This is a genomic window from Bradyrhizobium sp. Pha-3, from assembly GCF_042258615.1.
In the GTDB taxonomy this organism is placed as follows: Bacteria; Pseudomonadota; Alphaproteobacteria; order Rhizobiales; family Xanthobacteraceae; genus Bradyrhizobium.
Genome location: NZ_CP170152.1, coordinates 7,554,766 through 7,578,158, shown reverse-complemented (window position 1 = coordinate 7,578,158; position 23,393 = coordinate 7,554,766). Strand labels below are relative to the sequence as shown.

Here is a 23,393-nt window from a genome sequence, read left to right as displayed (position 1 = left end):
ACATCCAAGCAGCAACGATCGCGCGCCAGGTTTGAAAACTATTTTCGAACTGAAGGCCTAGCGATCTGACGCGTTGTATCGGTGACAGGAGCGGGACGGGGCCCAGTCAAGTGATGAGCTTGGCTGCTCAACGCAGGCCAAGCATCGTGCTGACGTCGATGGACGATGGACAGGGCGTTGCTCGAAGAGACCCGAGACAGAAGCGGAGCCGTAGATCGCACGGCTAGCGCCACGGCCGGCCTCGCCGACGAACGCAGCACTTCTCAACTCGACCTACGAACGCGTTCCGCGGGTCCTGGCTTTGGCTTTTGCCGGGACGCCTTCCAGCCCTAAATCGGCTTGACCGCATACGGCATTGACGCGGTTAGTCCGCCGTCCACCGGAATTGCTTGGCCATTGACGCAGGGGGAATCATCGCTTGCCAAGAACAGTCCCATCGCCGCGACCTCGTACGGCTGGCCGGGCCGCTTCAGCGGATTCAGCTGGCCGATCTTGTCCTGGGTGCCGCGCTCTTTGGCGCGACCGAAGATCGGCTTGGTCATGCCGGTTTCGATCAGGCCCGGGCAAACCGCGTTGATGCGCGCGCCGGTGCCGAATAGCGAATAGGCTGTCGTCTGCACCAGGCTGATGACGCCGGCCTTGCTCGCGGAATAGGGGTGACCGCTGGCACCGGCCTTGAGGCCGGCCACCGACGCGGTGCAGATGATCGAACCAAAACCTTGCCTCGTCATATGCGGGATGGAGTATTTGATGGCGAGGAGCGGGCCGATCAGGTTGATGCGTAAAACCTCCCGCCAATGCTCCACGGTCTGCTCGCTGAGCGCCACCAGCCCACCGCTAATTCCGGCATTAGCCCAAATTGCATCGAGCTTGCCGTGGCTGTTCAGTGCCTTGTCAATAAGCCAATGACATCCTGCTCAGAGCCCGCATAGGCCTTAACGGCTTCGGCGATGCCGCCGGCTTCTTTCACCTCCGCGACCGTATCGTGCACGGCCTCGCCCCGGTCGACCGCAACTAGTGTCCCGAGTCACAAGTTCGCAATCATAGATTCGCGTCGCTGTGCCAAGGGTGGAGGCAAACAGCGACGGAGTCTCCAATGGCTGTCCGGCAACTTGCCCCCCTGACATTGAGCGATGATGAGCGTGCCGAACTGATGTCGCTGACGATGCGGCGGAAGACGGCGCAGGCGCTGGCTCTGAGAGCCCGGATCGTGCTGACCTGTGCGGAAGGCGGGCAGAACACGGAAGTGGCGGCCAAGCTGGGGCTGGACCGGCAGACCGTAGGCAAGTGGCGGCGGCGTTTTATTGAGCAGCGCGTGGCCGGGCTGCACGACGAGCCGCGCTCCGGCGCGCCTCGCACGATTGAGGATGCCCGCATCGAAGCCGTGATCGTGAGGACGTTGGAGAGTTGCCCTGAGAACGCCACCCATTGGAGCTCCCGGGACATGGCGAAGGCCAGCGGCCTGTCGGTATCGACGGTACAACGCATCTGGCGGGCCTTCGGGCTCCAGCCGCACCGGATGGAGAGCTTCAAGCTCTCGACCGATCCGAACTTCGTGGCCAAGGTGCGCGATGTCGTTGGCCTCTACGTCTCACCGCCGGAGCACGCCATCGTTCTGTGTGTGGATGAGAAGTCCCAAATCCCGGCGCTGGACCGTAGCCAGCCGATGCTGCCGATGCGTCCCGGCCAAGCGGCCCGAAGGAGCCATGACTACAAAGGCATGGCACCACATCGCTGTTCGCCGCCCTCGATATTGCGACCGGACGGGTCATTGGCAAGTGCTACGGGCGCCACCGCACCGCCGATTTCCGCAAGTTCCTTGACGAGATCGAGGCTGCCGTACCGCGCGAACTCGACGTCCATCTCGTCATGGACAATTACGTCACGCACAAGACCCCAATGATCCGGAGATGGTTGGCCAAAAGGCCGCGTTGGCACGTGCACCTGACCCCGACCAGCTCGTCATGGCTCAACCAGGTCGAGCGCTTCTTCGCGCTCCTCACCGACAAGAAGATCAGGCGCGGCATCTATCGCAACGTAGCCGCCCTCAGGGCCGACATCGCCTCGTTCATCGAACGACACAACGCCGATCCCAAACCGTTCCGATGGACCAAATCCGCCGATGACATCCTTGCGTCCATCGAGCGATTCTGCCGATACAATGCCCCGGCAGAACACGACGCGATGTTGCGAACTTCTGGTTCAGGACACTAGCCTTGCGCCCTCTTTCGCGAACAACAGCGTTGCCGCGCGGCCGATGCCGCTTCCTGCGCCGGTGATGATGACGGACTTGCCCTCGAGGCGGCCCATGCGTTTCTCTCCCTATCTCGCCGATGTTATCTCGCACACCGCGCGATATTTCAAACAAGTTTTTCAAGCGCCAATGTCACTTGCGACCATGCGCACGCTCATGTACAGCGACACCAAGCCGATGGAAGGGCTTACTATGTCCAAGCCGTATCGATCCTTCGTCGCCAAGCAGCTGTTCCCATCGTGGCGACGCGCTGGCGGTCGATACGCCATGCGCCCGTGCACGGCTGCATGTACGGGCAGCGGGACATCGGCGGCTTCACCTCCGATCGCGTGGTGATGGTGGCGGTCGGCAAGATCGCGGCGGGCGGCGCGGTGTGTTACCGTCAGACGGCGAGGCGATCTCGGCCGAGGGCTTTCTGCGGCCCGACAACATTGATCCAGGAAGCTGGCTTTGCTGAACAAAATCTAGGCGAATGGCAGGGCCTGAACCGCGCCGCATTCTTCTTAAGCTATCCGATTGAAGTCGGCTGGGCCACAGATAGTCCCGCGCCCGGGCGACGCGATTTTTTTGATCTCTGCCCGTGAAGGAGGCAGTCGCCCCCATCAATGTCGAGCATGCAGGCCCGACGTGATTGTTGCCGCACTTAGCTGCGCGATCGGGGCCGTGGTCGGGCTCACGCTCGGCGGGCTTGTCGAGAAAGGGCCGGCGTTCACTATCGACAATTGCTCGATAACGTAGCTCGACCATCTCGCAAGCCCTGGGCCAGACTCCATACGCCTGCTCCAGGGCTCATGTTCTCTGCAATGATTTTAAGCGCCGAGCGGAAGATCACTGAATGCTGAATCACGAGCCAGCTCGATCAAAACCCAGATCGCCTGTCATGCCTTGCTGGCGAGACCCAGAGGTCGACGCTTGATCGCATGAAAAAGCATTGCGATCTCCGGAAGCTCGCGCAGAATTTCGCCGGCACGAGGTCCTATATTGGCGAATTTCGGCTTTCGGGGCTCGGTAATATTTACGCAACGATGCAAAGGCGCATATGGCCGGACAAGCCCGCCCATGACGACGCGCATACAGAATCGTAGATTACAAGGAGGGATTGCGTGTCGTGACAAAAACCCTCGATCTTTCCGGCCAGGTCGCCGTGATCACCGGCTCGAACTGCGGCATCGGGCGCGCATCGGCGGAACTGCTGGCGCAACTCGGCGAAAAAGTCGTGATTTCCAGCCGCAAGGCGGAGCCCTGTCACGAGGTGGCCGAGAGCATCAGCAAGGCCGGCGGTGACGCGCATGTCATCCCTTGCAACATCTCCCGCCACAACGAGGTCGAGGCCTTGATTGCGGGGGCAATCCAACATTATGGCAAGATCGACATACTTGTCTGCAATGCCGCGGTAAATCCCTATGTCGGCCCCTTGCTCGACATCTCGGATGAAGCCTTCGATAAGATCATGGGGTCGAACGTCAAGAGCAATCTCTGGCTCTGTGCACTCGCGATCCCGCAGATGGTCGCGCGCGGAAAGGGCTCGGTCGTCATCATCTCCTCCATCGGGGGAATGCGCGGCTCGACCGTGATTGGCGCCTACGGCATTTCCAAAGCCGCGGATTTTGCACTGTGCCGGAGTCTCGCCGGCGAGTGGGGCCGGAGAGGCGTGCGCGTCAATTGCGTGGCTCCCGGCCTGATCAAGACCGATTTCTCCCGCGCCTTCTGGGAAGACGAGGAGCGTTTGAAGCAAGGTTGCGCCACCATGCCGCTACGCCGAATCGGCGAGTCGCAGGAGGTCGTCGGCGCGGTTGCCTATCTCGCCTCGGATGCATCAACGTTCGTGACCGGGCAGACGATCGTAGTGGATGGTGGGGTGACCGCGGCAGCGGTGTAGTCTTGCAGTCCACTTCATTCTCCCCCTGGAAGCGCGGCAATTCGCAATGAAAGACAATGCTGATCGCCCGCTCCCGTGCCAAGCCGGGCGGGGGGCCTTGTCGCCACTGCCGCGGACATTCGCTAAGTGGGGTGTATCATTGTAATCAAACTTCAAGCTGAGCGTTTCGGACGATCCGTTAGTCAAAATTGAGAACAATTTACCGGCGCATTTGAAGAGTCGTCTATTTTAGTTTTTCTCTCCGAAATCGGGCGGCCTGCGAGCGGGCCGAAGGTCCAGTTCTAGAATTGGGGCGATCACGAGCATCTTTCGTGACCTTTCTGGCGTAGATACAGAAGTCGACGCTTGATCGCAATTTGCGCAGAATTTCGACCATGCGAGGCCCGGCATTAGGGAAATTCGGCCTAGGAGGCAGGTAAGATCCAGCGCGCCAATCAAGAGGGCGACGGAACCGGCCTGCTTGAGGCGCCTGCACCCGGCATATACGGCATCTTCACGCTGATCGAGGCCGTACGGCCGCTGCGTGGCGAAGACGGCGAGCGTCAGTGAAAGGCGCGAAGACCACACTGGTCACGGCAATGTCTGCACGCTATCGAGCCAGTCCACCGCGATTTTAGAACTGAAACAGAGGAGACACTATGATCCGCGATCGCGATACGTTGAACGTGTTGCTCGATTCTGTCGAGCGCTTCGTGCGCGAGCGGCTCGTGCCGGCCGAGCACGTCGTCGCGGAAACCGACGAGATCCCCGAAGACATGGTCGCCGGGATGAAGGAACTTGGCCTGTTCGGTCTCACGATTCCTGAGGAGTATGGCGGGCTGGGGCTGACGATGGAGGAAGAGTCGCTGGTCATCACAGCGATGGGCCAAACCTCGCCTGCGTTCCGGTCGGTGTTCGGCACAACGGTAGGCATCGGCTCGCAAGGCATTTTGCTCGATGGCCTGGACTGGCAGAAAAAGAAATACTTGCCGAAGCTCGCGACCGGCGAGATCCTCGCGTCGTTCGCGTTGACCGAGCCCGAGGCAGGATCGGACGCAGCGTCGCTGCGCACGACCGCGATACGCGACGGCGATTTCTACGTCGTCAATGGCACAAAGCGCTTCATCACCAACGCGCCACATGCGGGGATCTTTACCCTGATGGCGCGCACGAATCCCGAGGATAAGGGCCCTAACGGCGTGACCGCATTCATCGTTGAGCGCAACACTCCAGGCATCACTATCGGCAGACGCGATAAAAAGATGGGCCAGCAGGGCGCACACACGGCCGATGTGATCTTCGAGAACTGCCGTGTGCCGGCCTCGCAGGTCATTGGTGGCAAGGAAGGCCAGGGTTTCAAGACCGCGATGAAGGTGCTGGAGAAAGGCCGCATCCACCTCGCGGCGCTCGCCGTCGGTGCGGCGGAACGCATGTTGCGCGATGCTCTGAACTACTCGATCGAGCGCAAACAGTTCGGTCAGCCCATTGCGGAGTTCCAACTCGTGCAGGCTATGCTCGCCGACAGCCAGGCAGAAATCTACGCCGCGAAGTCGATGGTGATGGACGCCGCACGTAAGCGCGATGACGGAAGGAACGTGTCGACCGAAGCGTCTTGCTGCAAACTGTTCGCAACCGAGATGTGCGGCCGCGTGGCCGATCGCGCGCTGCAGATTTTCGGCGGAGCGGGCTACGTCGCCGAATACGGCATCGAGCGCTTCTACCGCGACGTGCGGCTGTTCCGCTTGTACGAAGGGACCAGCCAGATCCAGCAAATCGTCATCGCCCGCAACATGATCAAGCAAGCGCGCCGCTAGCCATGCCTGCCCCGGATCCAAACGCACGCGTTTGATCATCAGCCTGCTGCTTCTCAAGCGCATCTACGCTGTGACAGCGTTGAGTTGAGAATCCATACTCAATTCTGAGTGGCGATGAGTTCTTCCAGCACGCCTTCCCGCGCGAGCGCTCGGGGCTGGGCCAGTGGCGTAAGTGACTGGGAACAAACTCAAGCTGCTACTCGCCGAGAGCCCGAGCGTCGCGCACGACAGGGGGCAGCACACGCGCGATCCGGCCCACGCCAAGATCGGCATCGCCACGCAGCCCAAGAACATCAACTTCCCGACCGAAGCCAAGCTCGTGCACCGTCGTCAAGTGCTCAACCGCCCTTACAGCGGGACGCCCCGCCGCTGCGGCCGCCCTATCTATCGCTTACCGCTAGGCAGCCTGCTCCGTCAGATCCGGCGCAAGACCCCGGAGCGAGCCCCTTGAGGGTGCATTCCAGGAAACGCGATCGCACCGGCTTCGCAGATCCAAATAGGGTCGTTCGACCCCTTCGCTATTGTCGGAACAGTCTGAACAATCAGAATGCTGAAATCTGTCGAGAAGGAGCATTTGAGCGCGGAATTTAAGCGTCAACGCGGAACGCATTGCGTTAATCAATATCGAAATATCGCTAGCTTACAGGGTCAACGAAACCCTGTTTCACGAGCCGACCGTTGTGGGAGCCGATAAAGACAATGACACTGTTAAACCCATCTAACTCCATCTGGGTGCCAGCACGATGTTGCTCAAAGTCGTAACCCGTCGATCGCAGGACGCACATCCGGCCAGCGCGTTTAGGTCGCCGGATCTCGGAACGTGCCGCCGAACCGTTAAGTTGTGCCAGCGAGAATCGTCCGCCTCTCCATCCGACCAATCTTGGGGCGACCTCAGCGTCAACGCCGGAGATAGGTGTGAGCTCCGTCGATCTCTCAGCTGACGTTGGCATGCAATCGTCGCCGCGCCGAGAAATTCAGTGGTATGGATCCCACTTTCGTTTCGGCGACAGCGTGGAAATAGTCGACGACTGAAGCCGACTTCGACGAAAATGGGATCCGGATAGCGGGCTAGGGAGACACAATATGGATGGAGATACCACCGCGGTGGTTCGAAAGCCCGGCTTTCGCAAGATCGAATGGCTGAAACGCGACATCGCAGTGGAGCGGCGGGGTGATGGTGTGATCATCCTGAAATCCCGTATTCCGCTCAGGCCGTACGACAAGCATATCCCAGCTTCGCTTGCCAAATGGGCGAGGGAGGCGCCCGAGCGTATCTGGCTCGCGCAGCGCACGGACAAGAGGCGAGGGTGGCGCATGCTTTCCTATGGCGAAGCGAAATGCACAGTCGACGGGCTGACCCAAGGGCTGCTCAACCTTGGTCTTGACGAGGGGCGGCCCGTTGCGATCCTCTCCGGCAATTCAATCGAGCATGCGCTCATGACGCAGGCTGCGATGCAGGCGCGGCTACCCGCTGCGCCGGTGTCGCCAGCCTATTCGCTGATGAGTCGCGATCACCAGAATCTGAAATACCTGTTCAGCTTGATCCAACCCGCTGTTGTGATGGTGCAGGACGGACCTGCCTTTGAAAGGGCGCTGAAGGCGCTCGACCTCGACGGCATCACGGTGGTGCATGTTGCGCGCCCCTGCAAGGACATCAAGAGTGTTGCGTTCTCCGAACTCGCGGCAGCGCCTGTCACGGAAGCGGTCGAAGCGTCGATCGCAAAGATCACGCCGGAGACAGTCGGAAAGCTCCTGTTCACCTCCGGCTCGACCGGCATGCCCAAGGCTGTCATCAACACGCAGCGCATGATGTGCGCCAATGCGGCAATGATAATGCAAGTGCGGACGCCCGATCCAAACGGGCCCCTTCCGACTGTTCTCGACTGGATGCCCTGGAATCACACCATGGGCGGCAACGCGAGGTTCCATCCAATACTGATCGAGGGCGGGACGCTGTACATCGACGGTGGCCGGCCGACGCCGGGCCAGTTCGACGAGACCATCAAGAACCTGTACGAGATTTCGCCGACTTTCTACGCCAACGTGCCAGCCGGTTATGCCGCGCTTGCAGCAGCGATGGAGAAGGACGACGCACTCTGCCGCAGCTTCTTCACGAACTTAACTCTCATGGCTTATGGGGGGGCGCGCCTGCCGGATGATCTCTACGACCGCATGCAGGCGCTCGCCGTGAAGACTACCGGCGAGCGCATCGTGTTCTACACCGGCTGGGGTTCGACCGAGACCGCACCGACCTCGACGGGTACCTACTGGGACACCGAGCGCGTTGGCCTGATCGGCCTGCCGCTCCCCGGCGTCGAACTGAAGATGGTGCCGTGCGGCTCGAATTACGAATTACGGCTGCGGGGCGTCAACGTCACGCCCGGCTATTTCGGTCAGCCGGAGCTGACCAAAAAGATGTTCGACGAGGACGGTTTTTACTGTATCGGCGACGCCGGCGTGTTCGTCGATCCTAACGACGCGGTACAGGGGATTGTGTTTGCCGGCCGCGTGTTCGAGGATTTCAAGCTCACCACCGGCACCTTCGTCCACGTCGGCTCGCTGCGTACGGACGTGATCGCCGCAGCCTCGCCAGTGATTCAGGACGCGTTGGTAACGGGTCAGGACCGCGCTTACGTTGGGCTGCTGGCTTGGCCGAATCTGCACGCGTGCCGCCAAATGATCGGCAAGCCCGATGCGTCCTCGGAGGACGTAGTCAACCATCCCACCGTAATCGCCTGCGTGAAGCGCGGGCTTGAGGCCCATAACAGCGCTGTGGAAGGCGCGAGCAGCCGCAAGATCGCGCGCGCGATGCTCATGGTCGAGCCGCCTTCGATCGATGGCAATGAACTCACCGACAAAGGCTACATCAACCAGCGCACTGGGCTGGAGCGCCGCGCCGCTCTGGTAGAGCGACTATATGACGATCCGCCGGATGAAGACTTGATTATCTTGAAATAAGCGGATGTCTCGCGCTTGCGTACGCCACTGACTGCCGGGATCTCGATTCGGATCCTCAGTTTGCCTAGTGTGCGAACCGGTTTAGCCATCCAAGGGCACGTGATCGAGATGTCAAGCTTGTTTTGCGAAGCAGGAGAAGGCGTACCGGTGCAAGCGGCTAGAAAAGCGAGGTTGGAATCATTCCGCCTCACGTCGCGGCTGTCGGTCGACCTCGAGATGTTGTGGCGGGGCGCTACTGCCTGATTCATCGGGCGTCCTGGCAGTGAGTATTTCTGCCAAGTTGATCGAAATCGACCTCGCCGACGGTTGTCGTGTCCGTGTCTAGCGCCACGTCGACGTTGATGCGTTGGCGCGTGTCCTCGTGGGGGCGGCTTCAATGGAAGCTTCGATCGCGTGCGTCGAGACGGCTTAAACGATTTGAGAGTGGCTATGGCGCCATCGATCCAGAGCTCAGATGACCTCTCAATCGGCGGCCTTTTGTCCAGCGAGAGACAGGGACTGATCGCGGGAGCCTTTGGATTCAGTCGATCAAACGCAGAATTTCGGCCATATCAGGGCCTAGATCAGGGGAATTCGGCCTTTAATGCCGCTATGCTTGCCTTATGACATCGCAAACCCCACGATCTCTCGGCGAACGCGAGCCGCCCGACGCCACGCCGTCGACGCCAGTGTCCCGCTCGATCCTGAGTTCAGCGATCTTTAATTTGCCGGTCATCTCGAAAGCCGTTGCGGGAGCCGGGATGGCGAACGTCGTCCGCGACGCTCAAGGCGTTGGCGCGCGCGGAAATTAAGTTCGATAACCACCGCCCAAATCCGGGTGGCGCTAGGATGAGCGAAACATGAAGGAGCGAACATGAAGATTGGTAATTGGCCTGCGACACAGAGCCTCAACAAGATCTACCGCGAAATCCGTGAGCTTGGGCTAGAGAGCAATCTAGCGGAGCTTGAAGCCTTCGGCTTCACGGTGATCGAAAACGTGCTTTCGCCCGAGATGGTACTGAAGTTGCGCGATGCCACTCTCAGAGACTACGAGAGGCGCTACAACATAAAAATGGATCTGGAAAACGAGCGCGGCGAAAATCTCAAGGATTGGAAGCTCGCTGCCTTCCTGCTCTTTAAGGACCCGGCGTTTGCTGATGTGGTGCTGAATCAGAAGAGCTTGGCGCTGGTGACCTATTTTCTGGGCCGCGGTTGCATCCTAACGGGATTGACGAGCCACATGAAGGGAATGGGCGGCAAGGGCCGAGCCCTTCACGCCGACATCACCGGCGCCACGCCGGCTCCCTTCTCACCTTACGACGTCATCGTCGGGTGCCAGTACCTGCTAACTGACTACAACGAGGAAAAGGGCGCCTTGGCCATCGTGCCCGGCAGCCATCGTGAGGCTCGGCGGCCGACCCCGGCGGAAAGCTCGCTTTCGGGTAATGACAAGAACCCGAATGCCATCGCAATCGAGGCGCCGGCCGGCTCGGTTGTGATCTTCTTGGGCAAGACTTGGCATGGCTCTTACCCTAGATCGGTGCCTGGCTTGCGTGTCGATCTCTCGGCGCACTACGTACGGCCCTATATCGCGCAGTTGGAGGACTACAAACACAATGTGCCGCCTGGGTTCGTGGAGCGCCATGGGGGGCGTAACTCCCGGATGGCCCAACTCCTGGGCCTCAATAACTGGTACGGCTACGGCGACGAGGGAATTGACAACGAGCTGTTTAACTTGGCGGAAGGGTTTGGTCGGACTTGGCAGGGCTGATCCGGACAACGACCGCGCAAGCGCTGAAGCTGGGAGCGGCCGTCGGGTCAAGCCCAGCCCCGAGGGCCGCCGCCAAAGACGGCGGCGGCTTCCACTTGATGCTCGATATCGTCGGAGAGCGCTAATTCGCGAAGACGACCTGCCCCCTTCCATCCAGCGGCCCGCCGCGTAGAGACAATCGGGACCGAGCGAGCTAAGGCCCGGTCGGTTATCTCCTCGTCTCAGCACAGAGCCGATTCCATACGCGAGGGCATCCGGCCTGTTCCGCAGCTCGCGTTCCCGCGACCGCGAGGTGAACCCAACTTAGAGGGCTCTCTGGGTAAGAGTCGCGCTCCGGAAAGGAAGAGGGCGACCTAGGACATCACCGCGAAGCCGTCGATCAGCAGGAGCCCCAGCTGGCGCGGCTCTCCAGGATGTCGTTGTGGGGACATGAAGCATCTCTCAGAGGACCGCTTCATTCGGATGTCAAGCGTATTCGAACCTAGCGTCCCAATCCGGCGAACATCCGCAGCCACCTTCTCTAAGGGCTCCCGCCGGAGGGACGTCAGTGGTTAGGGTTGGGCGCTCGTTCTTTCGAGTGATGAACAACAGGGCAGGGCGCGAAGGCAGCTTCCGCCCCACCGGGTCACCACGCACGAAAACTCGAACTGCGCGTGAAATGGTTAGAGGCTTGGGCTCGTGCGCATAATTCCGCCATCCGGCGACCCAATCTTGCCGAAACTCAACCGTGAAATGCCATACGTTTGCCGTTACCATGACCCGAGGGTCGCTATGCCTATCCTGAAGTGCGAGGGAATCAGAACGATGACGATCGACAAAGCGCCGCAGCCCTTCCCGCGAACTGAGTATCTGCGCAGGATTTCTGCGGTCAAAGCTGAAATGGCTCGCCGAAACATCGATGCACTCGTCGTGAACTTCGATCGGAACATCGCGTGGCTTACGGGCTACACTGCTCTGTCTGCATATGTCCCACAGGGTCTCGTAATCTCGATGTCGGAGGAAGAGCCGACGTTGATCCTACGCCAAATGGACGTTGTTGCCGGCCATTTCCTAACATTCCTTTCGCCAGACAAGGTGGTCGGCTACCCCGAGGCTTATGTTGGTGCCCCGGACAAGGATGGCTACGACGCGATTATAGATTTCCTCCATGAAATCGGCTCGGGAAGCGGCAGCATGGGTCTTGAGTTCAACGATTTACCGCGCCGAGCTCTTGATAAGTTCAAAGCTCGCCTGCCCAATGCGCGCATATCGGACTTTAGCACCGCGATCGCCTGGATTCGGATGGAGAAGTCTGACCTCGAAATCTCCGTCATGAAGCAGGCCGCTGCTATCACCAATGCGGCCATGGTGCGGGCGTTTGAGGTCATTCGTCCGGGCGTGCGAGAGGCGGACGCGGCCGCCGAGATCATAGGGACACTCGTGCGCGGCGTCGACGGAAAGGTGGGGACGAAGCTAGCAAACTTCTTTCTGAACACCTCGCCCCGAACGGGCACATGTCACATTAGATGGAGCGAGGACGTTTTCCGCCCCGGTTCACATATAAACATCGAGTTTGCCGGAGTGCGCTACGCCTATACCGTTCCGATGGCTCGCACACTTTCCATTGGCGAACCCTCCGACCTTCTGAAGCGTGTACACGATGCGCAGGTCGCTGGGTTTGACGCGGCGATGGACGTCATTCGTGCCGGACGCACCTGTAGTGACGTAGCGCAAGCGATACACCGCACCCTCGACAAGCTGGGCGTCAAAAAGGAATCGCGGTGTGGCTATCCCGTTGGCATCGACTGGGGGGAGAATACCGCCAGTTTCTATGAAGGGGATATGACGGTGCTGAAGCCCAACATGACGTTCCATCTGCATCTCGGCAACTGGATCGACGATGATTTCGGAGTGATGGTAAGCGATACTATCAGAATTACCGAGAGAGGCGCTGAAGTCTTGACCGATGCGCCCCGGAAGGTAATCGAACTTCCCGTCTAGTCATCTGGAACGGAAGTTCGTCACATTAGTTGATTGCTCGAATCTTTGTGGAGGAGAGCGCTTGTGGGGAATGCAGGTGTGAGAGGCCGGCCGATCGCGCCGTTAGTGCTCAGTCCGCAGGAGCGCACGTACCTAGAGAGGCAAGTTCGTCGTCATCGTGTTGCGCGGTCGCTATCTGAGCGATGCCGCGCGATCCTGCGATGTGCGGATGGCTTGCCAAGCAAGTCTGTGGCTGCCGAACTCGGCATCCATGAACACACCGTTGGCAAGTGGCGCCGTCGATTCTTGAAGGATCGCTGTGATGGCCTGCTTGACGAAGCCCGCCCTGGCCGCCCTCGCACCATCGACGACGATCAGGTTGCCGCCGTGATCGAGCGAACGTTGCGTACGACGCCGGCCGACGCGACGCACTGGTCGATCCGCTCGATGGCTGCGCAAACTGGCTTTTCCCACACCACGATCCGCCGAATGTGGTCGGCGTTCGGCTTGCAGCCGCACCGTAGCCAGACATTCAAGTTGTCGAGCGATCCGCTGTTCGTCGACAAGGTACGCGATATCGTCGGCCTTTATCTCTGCCCACCGAACCGAGCCCTTGTCCTCAGCATCGATGAGAAAAGCCAGATTCAGGCCCTCGATCGCGAGCAGCCGGTCTTGCCGATGATGCCCGGCGTGCCGGAACGTCGCACGCACAGCTACGTGCGGCATGGCACGACCACGCTTTTTGCAGCGCTCGATGTCGCCTCGGGGTTCGTCATCGGCAAATGCTACAAGCGCCATCGGGCAGTCGAGTTTTTGAAGTTCCTCAAAGAGATCGACGCTCAAATCCCTGAGGGGCTCGCTGTCCATATCGTCATGGACAACTACGCCACCCACAAGACGCCCAAGATCAAAGCGTGGCTCGCTCGCCGGCCGCACTATCATGTTCACTTCACGCCGACTTCTGCGTCCTGGATCAACCAGGTCGAGCGCTGGTTCGCTGAACTCACCAGAAAGCAAATCCAGCGAGGTGTTCACACCTCCGTCAAGCAGCTCGAGGCCGACATCCGCACCTTCATCGACCTGCACAACAAAAACCCGAAGCCCTTCAAATGGACTAAGTCTGCTGACCAGATTTTGGCTTCCGTCAAACGCTTCTGCCACAAAGCCCACCAGACTTTATGTGGTGAACTTTAGATTCATGTGACTAGGGTGCAACTCGACTCTTCACCCTGGTTTCGGCGAAGCGCTTCACTGGAGGAGGCGCTTCTATGCCGCCTTCCATGATCTTCAAGGCGTGCAGCATGCTCTTGCGGATGAACCATCTGCAAGCGAGTGCAGGTCCAACGTCACGCTGCACCAGTCGAGCGTGAAGCCATGGTGTCGTGTGGGTGGCGTATTTGTCCATGACGATTTGGACATCGAGCCCTTCGGGGACCCGACCAGCGACCTCTTTAAGGATTTTCAAGAACTCGATTTACCCGGTGGCGCTTGTAGCATTTGCCGATGACGAATCCTGACGCGACATCGAGTGTTGAAACAGCCTGATCGTACCATGCCACATATAACTGTGCGCGCGACGTTCCGGTATGCCAGGCATAATCGGCAAGACTGGGTGCTCGCGATAGAATGCCTGGATCTAGAGCAGATTCTGATCAGACGTGATCATGACCGGCTGCGGCGAAGAAGTTCAGATACTCTTGGGCGGTGAAGGTGGCCAGGGCGAGGGCGACAGCGTTGACCAAAGTCTCAATTGATCTGGCGGCCGCTTTTCCAAGGGCGGCTTTGAGCTTGGCGAAGGCCATTTCGATCGGATTGAGGTCGGGCGAATAAGGCGGCAGATAGAGGAGGCGGGCGCCCGCCGCATCGATTGCGGTGCCGACCTCGGCCCGCTTGTGTTCTGCGAGATTGTCCATCACCACGATGTCGCCGGGGCACGAGGACTTGCGTCACGTGAGCCTCGAACGCCGGACCAGGTCATCGAGAACCGTCGGCGCAGTCCTGCCAGTCGCCCTGAGCGCGCCGACGAAGGTCGTCGTTTTCCAATGACCATGCGGGAGCGCTGCAACGCAGCGCTGGCCGTACGGTGACCGGCCATAGAGCCGCGCCATCTTGGTCGAGGCTCCCGTCTCGTCGATGAACACCAACCGGTGGATGTCTATCTCAGGCTGAGATGCCTTCCACGCCGCGCGTTCAGCGGCCACGTCCGGCCGATCCTGCGCGCTGGCGTGCGATGTTTTTTTTAACGTGATATTGCGGCGATCGAAGAACTGCCAGACCACGCTCGGCGGGAAACGCTCGCCGCGGACTTTGAATAGATCTTCAGGATCTGCCGGACCGCCGCACGTCGGATTATGAAGAGGTGATCGTCCACGTGACGTCGTCCGGCGGCTTCACCTTGCGCAAGGTGTTCTACACGGTGCCGTCGCGCTTCATCGGCAATCGGCTGCGGGTGCGCCTGTATGACGATCACCTCGACGTGTTCGTCGGCGGCACGCATCTCCTCATCCAGCCGCGCGGGCGGCCGCATCCCAATGACAAGCACGATCAGGTCGTCGATTGTCAGCACGTGAACTATTCCTTGCGGCGCAAGCCGATGGCGCTCCTAAATCTGGTCTATGCCGCATTATTGCGTGTTTCGGCAATTTCCGGACAGCAATTTCGGTAATTCGCGGACAGCGATTTCAGTAATTCCGGGACAGGGATTCCGCTAAATCGCGGACAGTTGCGGGAGGTTGGTTTTCGGGAGCGCCGTTCAGGCAATGTTCTCTCTCAAGCTGAGTTTGAGAGGGGCAATGCCGAGACGGAAGCAAGCGAAACGAACCACTGTGAAGGACCTACGATCGATCCTGAGGCTGACGTACGAGCAGGACCTGTCGGTTCGGGAGATCTCGGAACGGCTGCAGATCAGCAAGAGTTCGGTTGCCACCTACCTGCTGCGAGCGCGTGAAGCGGGTTTGAGCTGGCCGCTGCCGCCGATTTACGAGAGCGAGGCGGCCTTGCAGCGAGCCTTGTTCCGGCGGGTCGGGCGGCCCCCGCAGGACTTGAGCGAGCCTGAGTGGCCACGGGTGGCGCAGGAGCTCAAGCGCAAGGGCGTGACGCTGACGCTGCTGTGGCAGGAATACCGGACGGCGCATCCCGACGGCTATGGTTACACGTGGTTCTGCGAGAAGTTTGACGCCTATCGGCGCCGGGCGAACCCGACCTTCCGTCATCGCCACGCGGCGGGTGCAGTGATGCAGACCGACTATGCCGGTCCGACGGTGGAGGTGATCGATCCGCAAACCGGCGAGATCCGCCAGGCGCAGATATTTGTCGCGGTGCTCGGGGCCTCGTCGCTGACCTTCGCTATGGGGAGCTTCGGTCAGCGACTACCAGATTGGATCGAAGGCCAGACCCGGGCCTTGTCGTACTTCGGCGGAGTTCCCAGGGCGATCGTCTGCGACAATCTGAAGGCCGGGGTCGTCAAGGCGTTGTGGTTCGAGCCGACGCTCAACCAAACCTTTGCCGCCATGGCCGAGCACTACGACACGACGATTTTGCCGACCCGCAGCCGCAAGCCGCGCGACAAGGGCAAGGTTGAAGGCGCGGTGCTGATTGTTGAGCGCTGGATTCTGGCACGGCTGCGCCATCGGCGGTTCTTCAACCTGACCGATCTCAATACTGCGATCGCCGGTTTGCTGGAGGAGCTGAACCATCGGCCGATGCGCCATATCGGCAAATCCCGCCGGCAGCTGTTCGAGGAGATCGAGCGCGCTGCGTTGACGCCGTTGCCGGGCGAGCCGTTCGAATACGCCGAATGGAAAACGGCGAAGGTCCACCCCGATTATCACGTCGAAGTCGACAAGACCTTTTACTCGGTGCCGCACCGGCTGATCGGCCGTCGGGTGGACGTCCGGCTCACCTATCGAGCCGTCGAGATCTTCCAGGATCACACGCGTGTTGCCAGCCATGTGCGCCGCTCTCAGCGCAGCGGCCATGTCACCGTGAACGAGCACATGCCCAAGGCCCATCAGCGTTACGCCAATATGACGCCGGCGAGCTTGATCAAGATGGCAGCGCGGATCGGCGTCAACGCCGCCACTCTGGTCGAGCGGATGATGCGTGAGCGCCCGCATCCCGAGCAGGGTTATCGCTCCGCCATGGGGATCATCGCCCTGGCGCGGCGCTACGAGCGCGATCGGCTCGAAGCGGCCTGCGAGCGGGCACTCGTCATCAACGCGATCAGCTACTCCTCGGTGAGCGCGATCCTCAAATCCGGGCTCGACCGCGCGAGCCCTGCTGCCGCCCCCGTCAAAGCCACCCCCTCGCACGCCAACATCCGTGGTGGGGGCTATTATCAATGAAGGAAAGGAACATCGCGATGCTGACCCACCCGACCCTCGACCAGATGCAGGCGCTCGGCCTTGCCGGAATGGCGGCCGCCTACCGGCAATTGGCCGAACAGGACAATGCCGCCGATCTCAGCCGCGACGAGTGGCTCGGCCTGATGCTCGATCGCGAAGCCGCCATGCGCGCCGACCGGCGCCTGACCAATCGGCTGGCCGCAGCCAAGCTGCGCTTCATCGACGCCTGTATCGAAGACGTCGACTTCGCGTCCCGCCGCGGTCTTGACCGGCGCAACACCCTGCAGCTGGCGCAAGGCGCCTGGCTGAAAGCCCATGAGAACTTCATCATCACCGGCCTGACCGGGACTGGCAAAACTTGGCTGGCGTGCGCCTTCGGACGCCAGGCGGCCAGGCTCGATCATTCCGTCCTCTATTTGCGTATGCCGCGCCTGTTCGAAGACCTCGCCATGGCCCGTCTCGATGGTCGCTTCCCGCGCCTCATCGATAAGCTCGCACGTGTCCAGTTGCTCATCCTCGACGATTGGGGCACCCACACCCTCAATGACCAGCAGCGCCTTGATCTCCTCGAAATCTTCGAAGAGCGCTACAGGCGCAAATCGACCTTGATTACCGCTCAGCTGCCCGTTGCCCAATGGCACGACATGATCGGCGAGCCAACCATCGCAGATGCTATCCTGGACCGGATCATCCACAACTCCCACCGTATCGCCCTCGAAGGCGACAGCATGCGAAGGAAAAAAGCTGCGCGCCCCTTGACCGACGTCGAAAACAGCGAAACGAATACCAACTGACTTCAACAACCAGGCAACCAAAAGCCAGCGCCGCCACGCTGTCCGCGATTTAGCGAAACTGCTGTCCGTCAGTTAGCGAAACCGCTGTCCCGTTTTTGCGAAATACGCACATTATCATGGCCAATGCCGTTGATCTCAATCTGTTGCTCAACGAGGTGCGGCTGCCCGCCATCAAGGTGCTGTGGCCGCAATTTGCCGAGCAGTCCGACAAGGAAGGTTGGCCGGCCGCCCGCTTCCTCGCCACCATTGCCGAGCACGAGATCGCCGAACGCGCCCGTCGCCGCATCGAGCGCCACCTCGTCGAGGCGCGGCTGCCCCCGGAAAGACCGCTCGACAGCTTCGACTTCGTGGCGGTGCCGATGATCTCCAAAGGCGCAGGTGACGGCGCTCGCCGCCGGCGACGGCTGGTCGGCAAGGGCGCCAATCTGCTCCTGTTTGGGCCGCCCGGCGGCGGAAAGAGTTACTTGGCAGCAGCGCGCGGTTTTGCCCCGATCGAGAACGATGGCGCGTCCTCTTCACCCGGGCCACCGACCTTGTTCAAAAGCTCCAGGTGGCTCCGCGAACTCAACCTCGAGGCCGCCGTCAATCGCCTCGATCGCTTCGATCTCGTCATCCTCGATGATCTTGCCTGTGTCACCAAGGACCAGGCCGAGAGCAACGTGCTGTTCGAGCTCCTCAGCGCACGCTACGAGTGGCGCTCGCTGCTGATCACTGCCAATCAGCTCTTCGGCGAATGGAACAGGGTCTTCCCGGACCCCGCCATGACCCTCGCCGCCATCGATCGTCTCGTCCACGACGCCACCATCGTCGAGATGAACGTTGAGAGCGATCGCCGCCGCACCGCAATCGAGCGAAAGCGCGGTCCTGGACGGCCGCCGGAGTACGCGACACCAAAAACGCTGGCTCTGATTGACGCTCCGCGACAATCAGAGCGAATGAAGCTCTTGCGCGCGACAATCATCCGGCAATCATCATCACGCCGCCACACTGACTCGCCATCCTGATTGCCGCGCTGTTCGCACCCAGATCGCCACGCTATGCCGATCGCACTCAGCAGGCCGGGCATATGGATGCCTGCGATCCGATCTAACTCAAAAGCTCGGCCAGCTGCCAATGATCCGGAACCGCGCGGCGGCATCATCCTGCTTGAACACGCACTCAAGGGAGCAGCCGGCGCGAAGCTCAAGCCGAACGAGCACCGCAAGCGAACCCGCTTCCAGCCGAGCGGCCGCCTGCTCGCCTTCCTTGACGGCTGTAAGACGCCAGACTATGTCGAATGGAACCAACATGACGATCGCTCGACCAGCGGCAAGTATGCGGAACGACGAGCTCTTCCCAAAACCATTCGGCTCACAGGAGAGCTGCACAACCCTGCGGAGCAACTTTTTGGGGGCCGCGAGCGGGGAGCCGAAAGCTCGGAGGAGGCTACCCTTGCGCCGCGCGGAGGATGGAACTTGAGCGAAGCTCTGTGTCCGACATCGTTAGTCGCCCGTTAAGAAGCTTCCCTGCGACTGGAATCGTAATTTGGCTGGAATGACGTTCTGAGATTGCAAGGTTTTGGTGTTTTGGGCATCGGAAGCTTACAATTTCGTTTTCGAGATTCCCTCGACGGGCGAAGCATGATTCCCTGTCCGCATCGAAGGGCACGATGCGGCCGAAGAAGCACAAAACGACGGGAGCGAACGATCTTTTCCGGGCGCGGCTCGACCAGATCATCAATCTGAAGCACGAGCTGGTCTGGCTCACCGGCAAGATCGATTGGGACTGGATCGACGGCGAGATCGCGCCGCTCTGCAGCGAGAACGGCCGGCTGGGGATTGAGACCCGCTTCGTGATCGGGCTGTTGTTGCTCAAGCACATTTACGGGCTGTTCGATGAGGGGGTATGCGAACGCTGGGTCCACGACCCGTATTTCCAGTACTTCACTGGCGAAGAGTTCTTCCAGCACGCATTCCCGCACGAGCGCTCGGACCTGAGCCATTGGCGCAAGCGGCTCGGCGACAGACTGGAACTGCTATTGGCCGAGAGCCTGCGGGTGGCGCACGACGTCGGCGCGTTACGCGGCAAGGACCTTGAGCGAATCACGGTCGACACCACGGTGCAGCCGAAGCCCATCACCTTTCCGACCGATGCCAAGCTGCTGCATGCGGCGATCCAGGAGCTCAACCGCCTAGCGAGGAAGCACAGAGTGCGGCTGCGGCAATCCTATTCTCGGATCGCCAAGGCCACCGCGATGATGGCGGGACGCTACGCCCATGCCAACAGTTCAAGCGGCACCAGCGGCAGTTGCGCATCCTGCGCAGCCGCCTGGGCCGGATCATCCGCGACATCCGCCGCAAGATCGAAGGCCAGGATGCGCTCGAAGAGGCGTTCGCACTCCCGTTGAGCCACCCTGCGGGACGTCATCGACCGGACCGAGACACTCACCGGCTGCGCGATCGAGCGCGCCTTTGTCGACAAGGGATACCGCGGCCATGACGCACAGAACCCGCGCCGCGTCTTCATCTCCGGCCAGAAGCGCGGCGTCTTCGGCACTATCAAGCGCGAGCTGCGGCGCCGCTCCGCTATCGAGCCCATGATCGGCCATTTGAAGGCTGAAGGACACCTCGGCCGCTGCTACCTCAAAAGCCGCGCCGGCGATGCCGCCAACGTCATCCTCTCCGCCGTCGGTTACAACTTCCGCCGCATCCTCGCCTGGCTAAGGGCTCTTTGGTACCTCTTCCTGGCTGCCTTCTTCTCAGTCACCAGCCGCCGCACACCACTCAAATCTGCTTCTTAACCGACGAGTCGTTATCCGTCGCGGGTCGCGACCGCCTCATGTCCGGTGGTAAAAGGTACATCGAATAGGTGGACTTCAACTGCAGCCAGTCTGTGTGCAAAGGATCGCCTAATTTTCGAATGGGCAGAGCCGCGCTTGCAAGCCTATCGGATTGGAAAATTCCACGAAAAAAACGCTGCAATAGGCGTTGCACTTCGAAAATTTTGTTCGCCAGATAAGACGAAATATTGAGCCGCTGTTAGGACTGGGACATCTCCAGTGGCGGCGCAACATAGTCCGGCAGCGGACTGACATTAGGGCGTTTTGGCGGTCCGTTTCTTCAGGTCAGCCTTTGCAGCCGCAATCAGGTCCGGCTCCGTCAGAGCCTTGACTCCGAGCCCGGGCATCGCCTTGGCAGCCTGCACCATGGCCTTGTGGGCGTGTGGGCTCTTGCCCTGCGCCACAACCTGCCAGGTGTGCAAGGGCGTCCCGATTGCAACCGTCGGTGCATGGACCTGGACGGTCGGCACCACCCAACTCACGTCACCCACGTCGGTCGAGCCGACCAGCGGATTGCGCTTGGCATCGAGCGGCACCAGGAAATCGGCGAGCGGCCGATCGGTCGGCTCCATGCCGATCGCGTGATAGACGGAGGAGATATCCCTCTCACTCAACGTCGCGCGGATCTGGGTGGCGAATTGCTTGTCGCACTCGTCGAAATGAGGCGGACCAAGATCTTCCATGATCCGGTGCAGGGCCTGCTCCAGCTGCGCATTGGGCAGGATGTTCGAGACCGCGGAAATGATCTTCATCTCCACGTTGGTCTCGGTCATGAGCGCCGCCCCTTGCGCGATTTTGTGCACGCGCTCCACCAGTTCGTGCATGCCGGGCAGATCACGCGCGCGGATGGCGTAGCGCACACGGGCATGGGCCTGCACCACGTTGGGCGCGATGCCGCCAGTATCGAGCAGAGCATAATGGACGCGGGCATCGCTCGGCATGTGCTCGCGCATATAGTTGACGCCGACATTCATCAACTCCACCGCATCGAGCGCGCTGCGGCCGAGATGTGGCGGGGCGGCGGCATGCGAGGCGCGGCCGGTGAAAATAAAATCGGCACGCGTGTTGGCGAGCGATGGCGTCACTTTCACCTCCCAGAGACTGTGGGGGTGCCAGGTGACGGCGATGTCCGTATCAGCAAAGACGCCAGCGCGCACCATGAAAGTTTTCGCCGCGCCGCCTTCCTCCGCGGGGCAGCCGTAATAGCGCACACGTCCCGGCATCTTGTGAGCGGCAAGCCACTCCTTCACGGCCGTGGCAGCCAGCAGCGCGGCCGAACCGAGGAGATTGTGGCCGCAGCCATGGCCATGGCCGCCCGACACGATCGGACGGGGCTCCGCCACGTTCGCCTCCTGGCTAAGACCCGGCAGCGCGTCATATTCACCGAGGAAGGCGATGACAGGTCCGCCGTCGCCCCATTCGCCGATCAGTGAGGTGGGAATGCCGGCGACATTTTCGGTGATGCGAAAACCCTGATGGCGTAACTCGGCCAGGTGTTCGGCGCACGAGCGCGCCTCGGTGTAGCAAACCTCCGGCATTCCCCAGACCTTGTCGTTCAAGTCGATGAAACGCGCCTTGATTGCGTCAACGCCACGCCAGATGTCACTGCGGTTGTCCATGGCTCGGTGCGATCTCTGACGTTAAAACGGAGCGGCTGTGGCTTGCAGCGCACCGATCACCAAGGCGGAAGAGCTCGCCGGCATGAGGCGTCTGCGGCTCACTAAAAAGTTCATTGTTTTCATTCGATTTCGTCACCTAAGTCGACGGAAACTTTCATTCCTTGCGCAGATATTAGCGAACTCCTACAGCCGAATTTCGCTAATGTAGCGCGTCAAATGGCCGGAATTCTGCGGCTGATTGGGGGCATGCCACCAAGCCTAAGCGGAGACCATTTCTACCCCAGAATCAGCGCCTTCAGTTCATCCGGACAGCGCCTCAGAAATGCAGCTCACTTTCGCCAAACTTCAAGCGCGCCGAGAGCCGACGCTCTCCGCAAGTGCGACGGGCACACGGAGCGGTAAGCCACTAGGAGCCCCTCCTCGTTCTTGTTTGCCTATCCCTGAATAGGGCAACCCAGCAGCTCCCGCTTTTGGATGCTGGCTGGGGAGTTGGGGCCAGCATCTGATGCGCCGACCTCTTTCCACGTGACTAGCTTCTTCATGGCGCGGGCTGCCTCAGCAACCTCGCCACAGGTACGTCCTACTCGGATCGTGCCCAACGCGGCCTCCAAGCCGGCTACTTGGGCCTCATGCGCGCGCTAACCGGTCGGAGGGTTTGCCGATTGAAGAGGTGCGGCTGATCGTATGGCGCAGACCAGCAATTTCAAGGTTTATCTGCGACCCTTGGCGAAAGAAATCCTCGTTCCACGTGATGTGGCCTGTTCCCGTGCGTGGCGAGGAGCACAAGATCGGCGCTGCGATCCATCTCCCGGCGTTGCCATTGGCGCCGCGTACCAGCGTCCCCACGATCTCGGCCATCGCGGCAGCTTCCCGCACGCCATGGCGCATTATTTCCGCGGCGCGCATGATCCCGCATCGGTGATAGCGGCGGCCTCCTTCATGAAGGCTATCTCCAGTCGCCTTGAACTTCTCCACCGAACCCACAACCAGTTCATCCAGTTCGAACCCCACGCCGCGGTTTGCTACGCCAAGTTCATGGAGAAACTCGATAACCGCGTCGTAGCCGTCCTTTTCAGGCTTGGCGATCACATCTTCCGGATAGCCGACCACATTACTGCGCTCCAAGAACGTCTGTTGGAAGGCTCCCTTCATCCAGCTTACGTAGATTCCATGGGGCGGTGAGCGTGGCCTTTCCGATAGGTTCGGGTTTCCACACTCGAACCATC

At 60.5% G+C, this 23,393-nt stretch carries 13 protein-coding genes and 8 pseudogenes; 15 read left to right on the top strand and 6 right to left on the bottom strand.

Annotated elements, in window-relative coordinates; genetic code table 11:
* Positions 1–329: 329 nt before the first annotated feature.
* Positions 330–1,018: pseudogene (locus ACE10Z_RS35500) on the bottom strand (SDR family NAD(P)-dependent oxidoreductase); the annotation flags it as partial.
* A gap of 78 nt (positions 1,019–1,096) precedes the next feature.
* On the opposite strand from ACE10Z_RS35500, the pseudogene ACE10Z_RS35495 reads away from it, so the two are divergent.
* Positions 1,097–2,214, top strand: a pseudogene (locus ACE10Z_RS35495) (IS630 family transposase).
* On the opposite strand, the pseudogene ACE10Z_RS35490 reads toward ACE10Z_RS35495, so the two are convergent.
* A pseudogene (locus ACE10Z_RS35490) lies at positions 2,206–2,310 on the bottom strand (oxidoreductase); the annotation flags it as partial. The pseudogenes ACE10Z_RS35495 and ACE10Z_RS35490 sit on opposite strands and share 9 nt — an antisense overlap.
* A 183-nt stretch (positions 2,311–2,493) precedes the next feature.
* On the opposite strand from ACE10Z_RS35490, the gene ACE10Z_RS35485 reads away from it, so the two are divergent.
* The 8 genes from ACE10Z_RS35485 (at position 2,494) to ACE10Z_RS35450 (ending at position 13,787) form a co-directional block, all read left to right on the top strand.
* A complete protein-coding gene (locus ACE10Z_RS35485) occupies positions 2,494–2,838 on the top strand; it encodes a hypothetical protein (RefSeq protein ID WP_375784898.1) in 345 nt (114 codons plus the stop codon).
* A 524-nt stretch (positions 2,839–3,362) separates the two neighbouring features.
* A complete protein-coding gene (locus ACE10Z_RS35480; RefSeq protein WP_375784897.1) occupies positions 3,363–4,133 on the top strand; it encodes an SDR family NAD(P)-dependent oxidoreductase in 771 nt (256 codons plus the stop codon).
* Between the two features lie 638 nt (positions 4,134–4,771).
* Positions 4,772–5,926: an acyl-CoA dehydrogenase family protein gene (locus ACE10Z_RS35475; RefSeq protein WP_375784896.1), complete on the top strand. Its 1,155-nt coding sequence runs from the start codon at positions 4,772–4,774 to the stop codon at positions 5,924–5,926.
* Between the two features lie 172 nt (positions 5,927–6,098).
* A complete protein-coding gene (locus tag ACE10Z_RS35470) occupies positions 6,099–6,377 on the top strand; it encodes a hypothetical protein (protein WP_375784895.1) in 279 nt (92 codons plus the stop codon).
* Between the two features lie 632 nt (positions 6,378–7,009).
* Complete coding sequence (locus tag ACE10Z_RS35465) at positions 7,010–8,884, top strand: AMP-binding protein (RefSeq protein WP_375784894.1); 1,875 nt, start codon at positions 7,010–7,012, stop codon at positions 8,882–8,884.
* Between the two features lie 853 nt (positions 8,885–9,737).
* A complete protein-coding gene (locus tag ACE10Z_RS35460; RefSeq protein ID WP_375784893.1) occupies positions 9,738–10,634 on the top strand; it encodes a phytanoyl-CoA dioxygenase family protein in 897 nt (298 codons plus the stop codon).
* A gap of 771 nt (positions 10,635–11,405) precedes the next feature.
* Positions 11,406–12,614, top strand: a complete 1,209-nt coding sequence (locus ACE10Z_RS35455) for a M24 family metallopeptidase (protein WP_375784892.1) — start codon at positions 11,406–11,408, stop codon at positions 12,612–12,614.
* A gap of 63 nt (positions 12,615–12,677) precedes the next feature.
* Positions 12,678–13,787: an IS630 family transposase gene (locus ACE10Z_RS35450; RefSeq protein WP_375784891.1), complete on the top strand. Its 1,110-nt coding sequence runs from the start codon at positions 12,678–12,680 to the stop codon at positions 13,785–13,787.
* Between the two features lie 154 nt (positions 13,788–13,941).
* Here the strand turns inward: ACE10Z_RS35450 and ACE10Z_RS35445 are convergent.
* Positions 13,942–14,229 (bottom strand): annotated as a pseudogene (locus tag ACE10Z_RS35445) (IS630 family transposase); the annotation flags it as partial.
* 16 nt (positions 14,230–14,245) lie between these two features.
* Positions 14,246–14,734: pseudogene (locus tag ACE10Z_RS35440) on the bottom strand (IS630 family transposase).
* Between the two features lie 176 nt (positions 14,735–14,910).
* Between ACE10Z_RS35440 and ACE10Z_RS35435 the strand changes: the two are divergent.
* From ACE10Z_RS35435 to ACE10Z_RS35410, 6 genes and pseudogenes are all read left to right on the top strand, one after another.
* A pseudogene (locus ACE10Z_RS35435) lies at positions 14,911–15,210 on the top strand (IS21 family transposase); the annotation flags it as partial.
* A gap of 175 nt (positions 15,211–15,385) precedes the next feature.
* Positions 15,386–16,936, top strand: coding sequence for an IS21 family transposase (gene istA / locus ACE10Z_RS35430; RefSeq protein ID WP_375781039.1), 1,551 nt, complete (start codon positions 15,386–15,388; stop codon positions 16,934–16,936).
* A gap of 17 nt (positions 16,937–16,953) precedes the next feature.
* Positions 16,954–17,730: an IS21-like element helper ATPase IstB gene (gene istB / locus ACE10Z_RS35425; protein ID WP_375781038.1), complete on the top strand. Its 777-nt coding sequence runs from the start codon at positions 16,954–16,956 to the stop codon at positions 17,728–17,730.
* Between the two features lie 143 nt (positions 17,731–17,873).
* On the top strand, positions 17,874–18,734 hold the full coding sequence (locus ACE10Z_RS35420) for an ATP-binding protein (protein ID WP_375784890.1): 861 nt from the start codon (positions 17,874–17,876) through the stop codon (positions 18,732–18,734).
* Positions 18,735–18,767: 33 nt separating this feature from the next.
* Entirely contained in the window at positions 18,768–19,226 is a 459-nt protein-coding gene (locus ACE10Z_RS35415; protein ID WP_375784889.1) for a hypothetical protein, read from the top strand.
* A 152-nt stretch (positions 19,227–19,378) separates the two neighbouring features.
* A pseudogene (locus tag ACE10Z_RS35410) lies at positions 19,379–20,509 on the top strand (transposase).
* Between the two features lie 238 nt (positions 20,510–20,747).
* Here the strand turns inward: ACE10Z_RS35410 and ACE10Z_RS35405 are convergent.
* A pseudogene (locus ACE10Z_RS35405) lies at positions 20,748–22,167 on the bottom strand (M20 family metallopeptidase).
* A 627-nt stretch (positions 22,168–22,794) separates the two neighbouring features.
* The gene (locus ACE10Z_RS35400) at positions 22,795–23,319 is read right to left on the bottom strand and encodes a hypothetical protein (RefSeq protein ID WP_375784888.1); all 525 of its coding nucleotides are present in this window, start codon (positions 23,317–23,319) and stop codon (positions 22,795–22,797) included.
* Between the last annotated feature and the right edge of the window lie 74 nt (positions 23,320–23,393).

Coding starts and splice junctions, on each gene's coding strand:
- ACE10Z_RS35475 (WP_375784896.1), top strand. CDS start 4,772: ATGATCCGCGATCGCGATACGTTGAACGTGTTGCTCGATTCTGTCGAG.
- ACE10Z_RS35465 (WP_375784894.1), top strand. CDS start 7,010: ATGGATGGAGATACCACCGCGGTGGTTCGAAAGCCCGGCTTTCGCAAG.
- ACE10Z_RS35460 (WP_375784893.1), top strand. CDS start 9,738: ATGAAGATTGGTAATTGGCCTGCGACACAGAGCCTCAACAAGATCTAC.
- ACE10Z_RS35455 (WP_375784892.1), top strand. CDS start 11,406: ATGCCTATCCTGAAGTGCGAGGGAATCAGAACGATGACGATCGACAAA.
- istA (WP_375781039.1), top strand. CDS start 15,386: ATGCCGAGACGGAAGCAAGCGAAACGAACCACTGTGAAGGACCTACGA.
- istB (WP_375781038.1), top strand. CDS start 16,954: ATGCTGACCCACCCGACCCTCGACCAGATGCAGGCGCTCGGCCTTGCC.
- ACE10Z_RS35415 (WP_375784889.1), top strand. CDS start 18,768: ATGCCGATCGCACTCAGCAGGCCGGGCATATGGATGCCTGCGATCCGA.
- ACE10Z_RS35400 (WP_375784888.1), bottom strand. CDS start 23,319: ATGAAGGGAGCCTTCCAACAGACGTTCTTGGAGCGCAGTAATGTGGTC.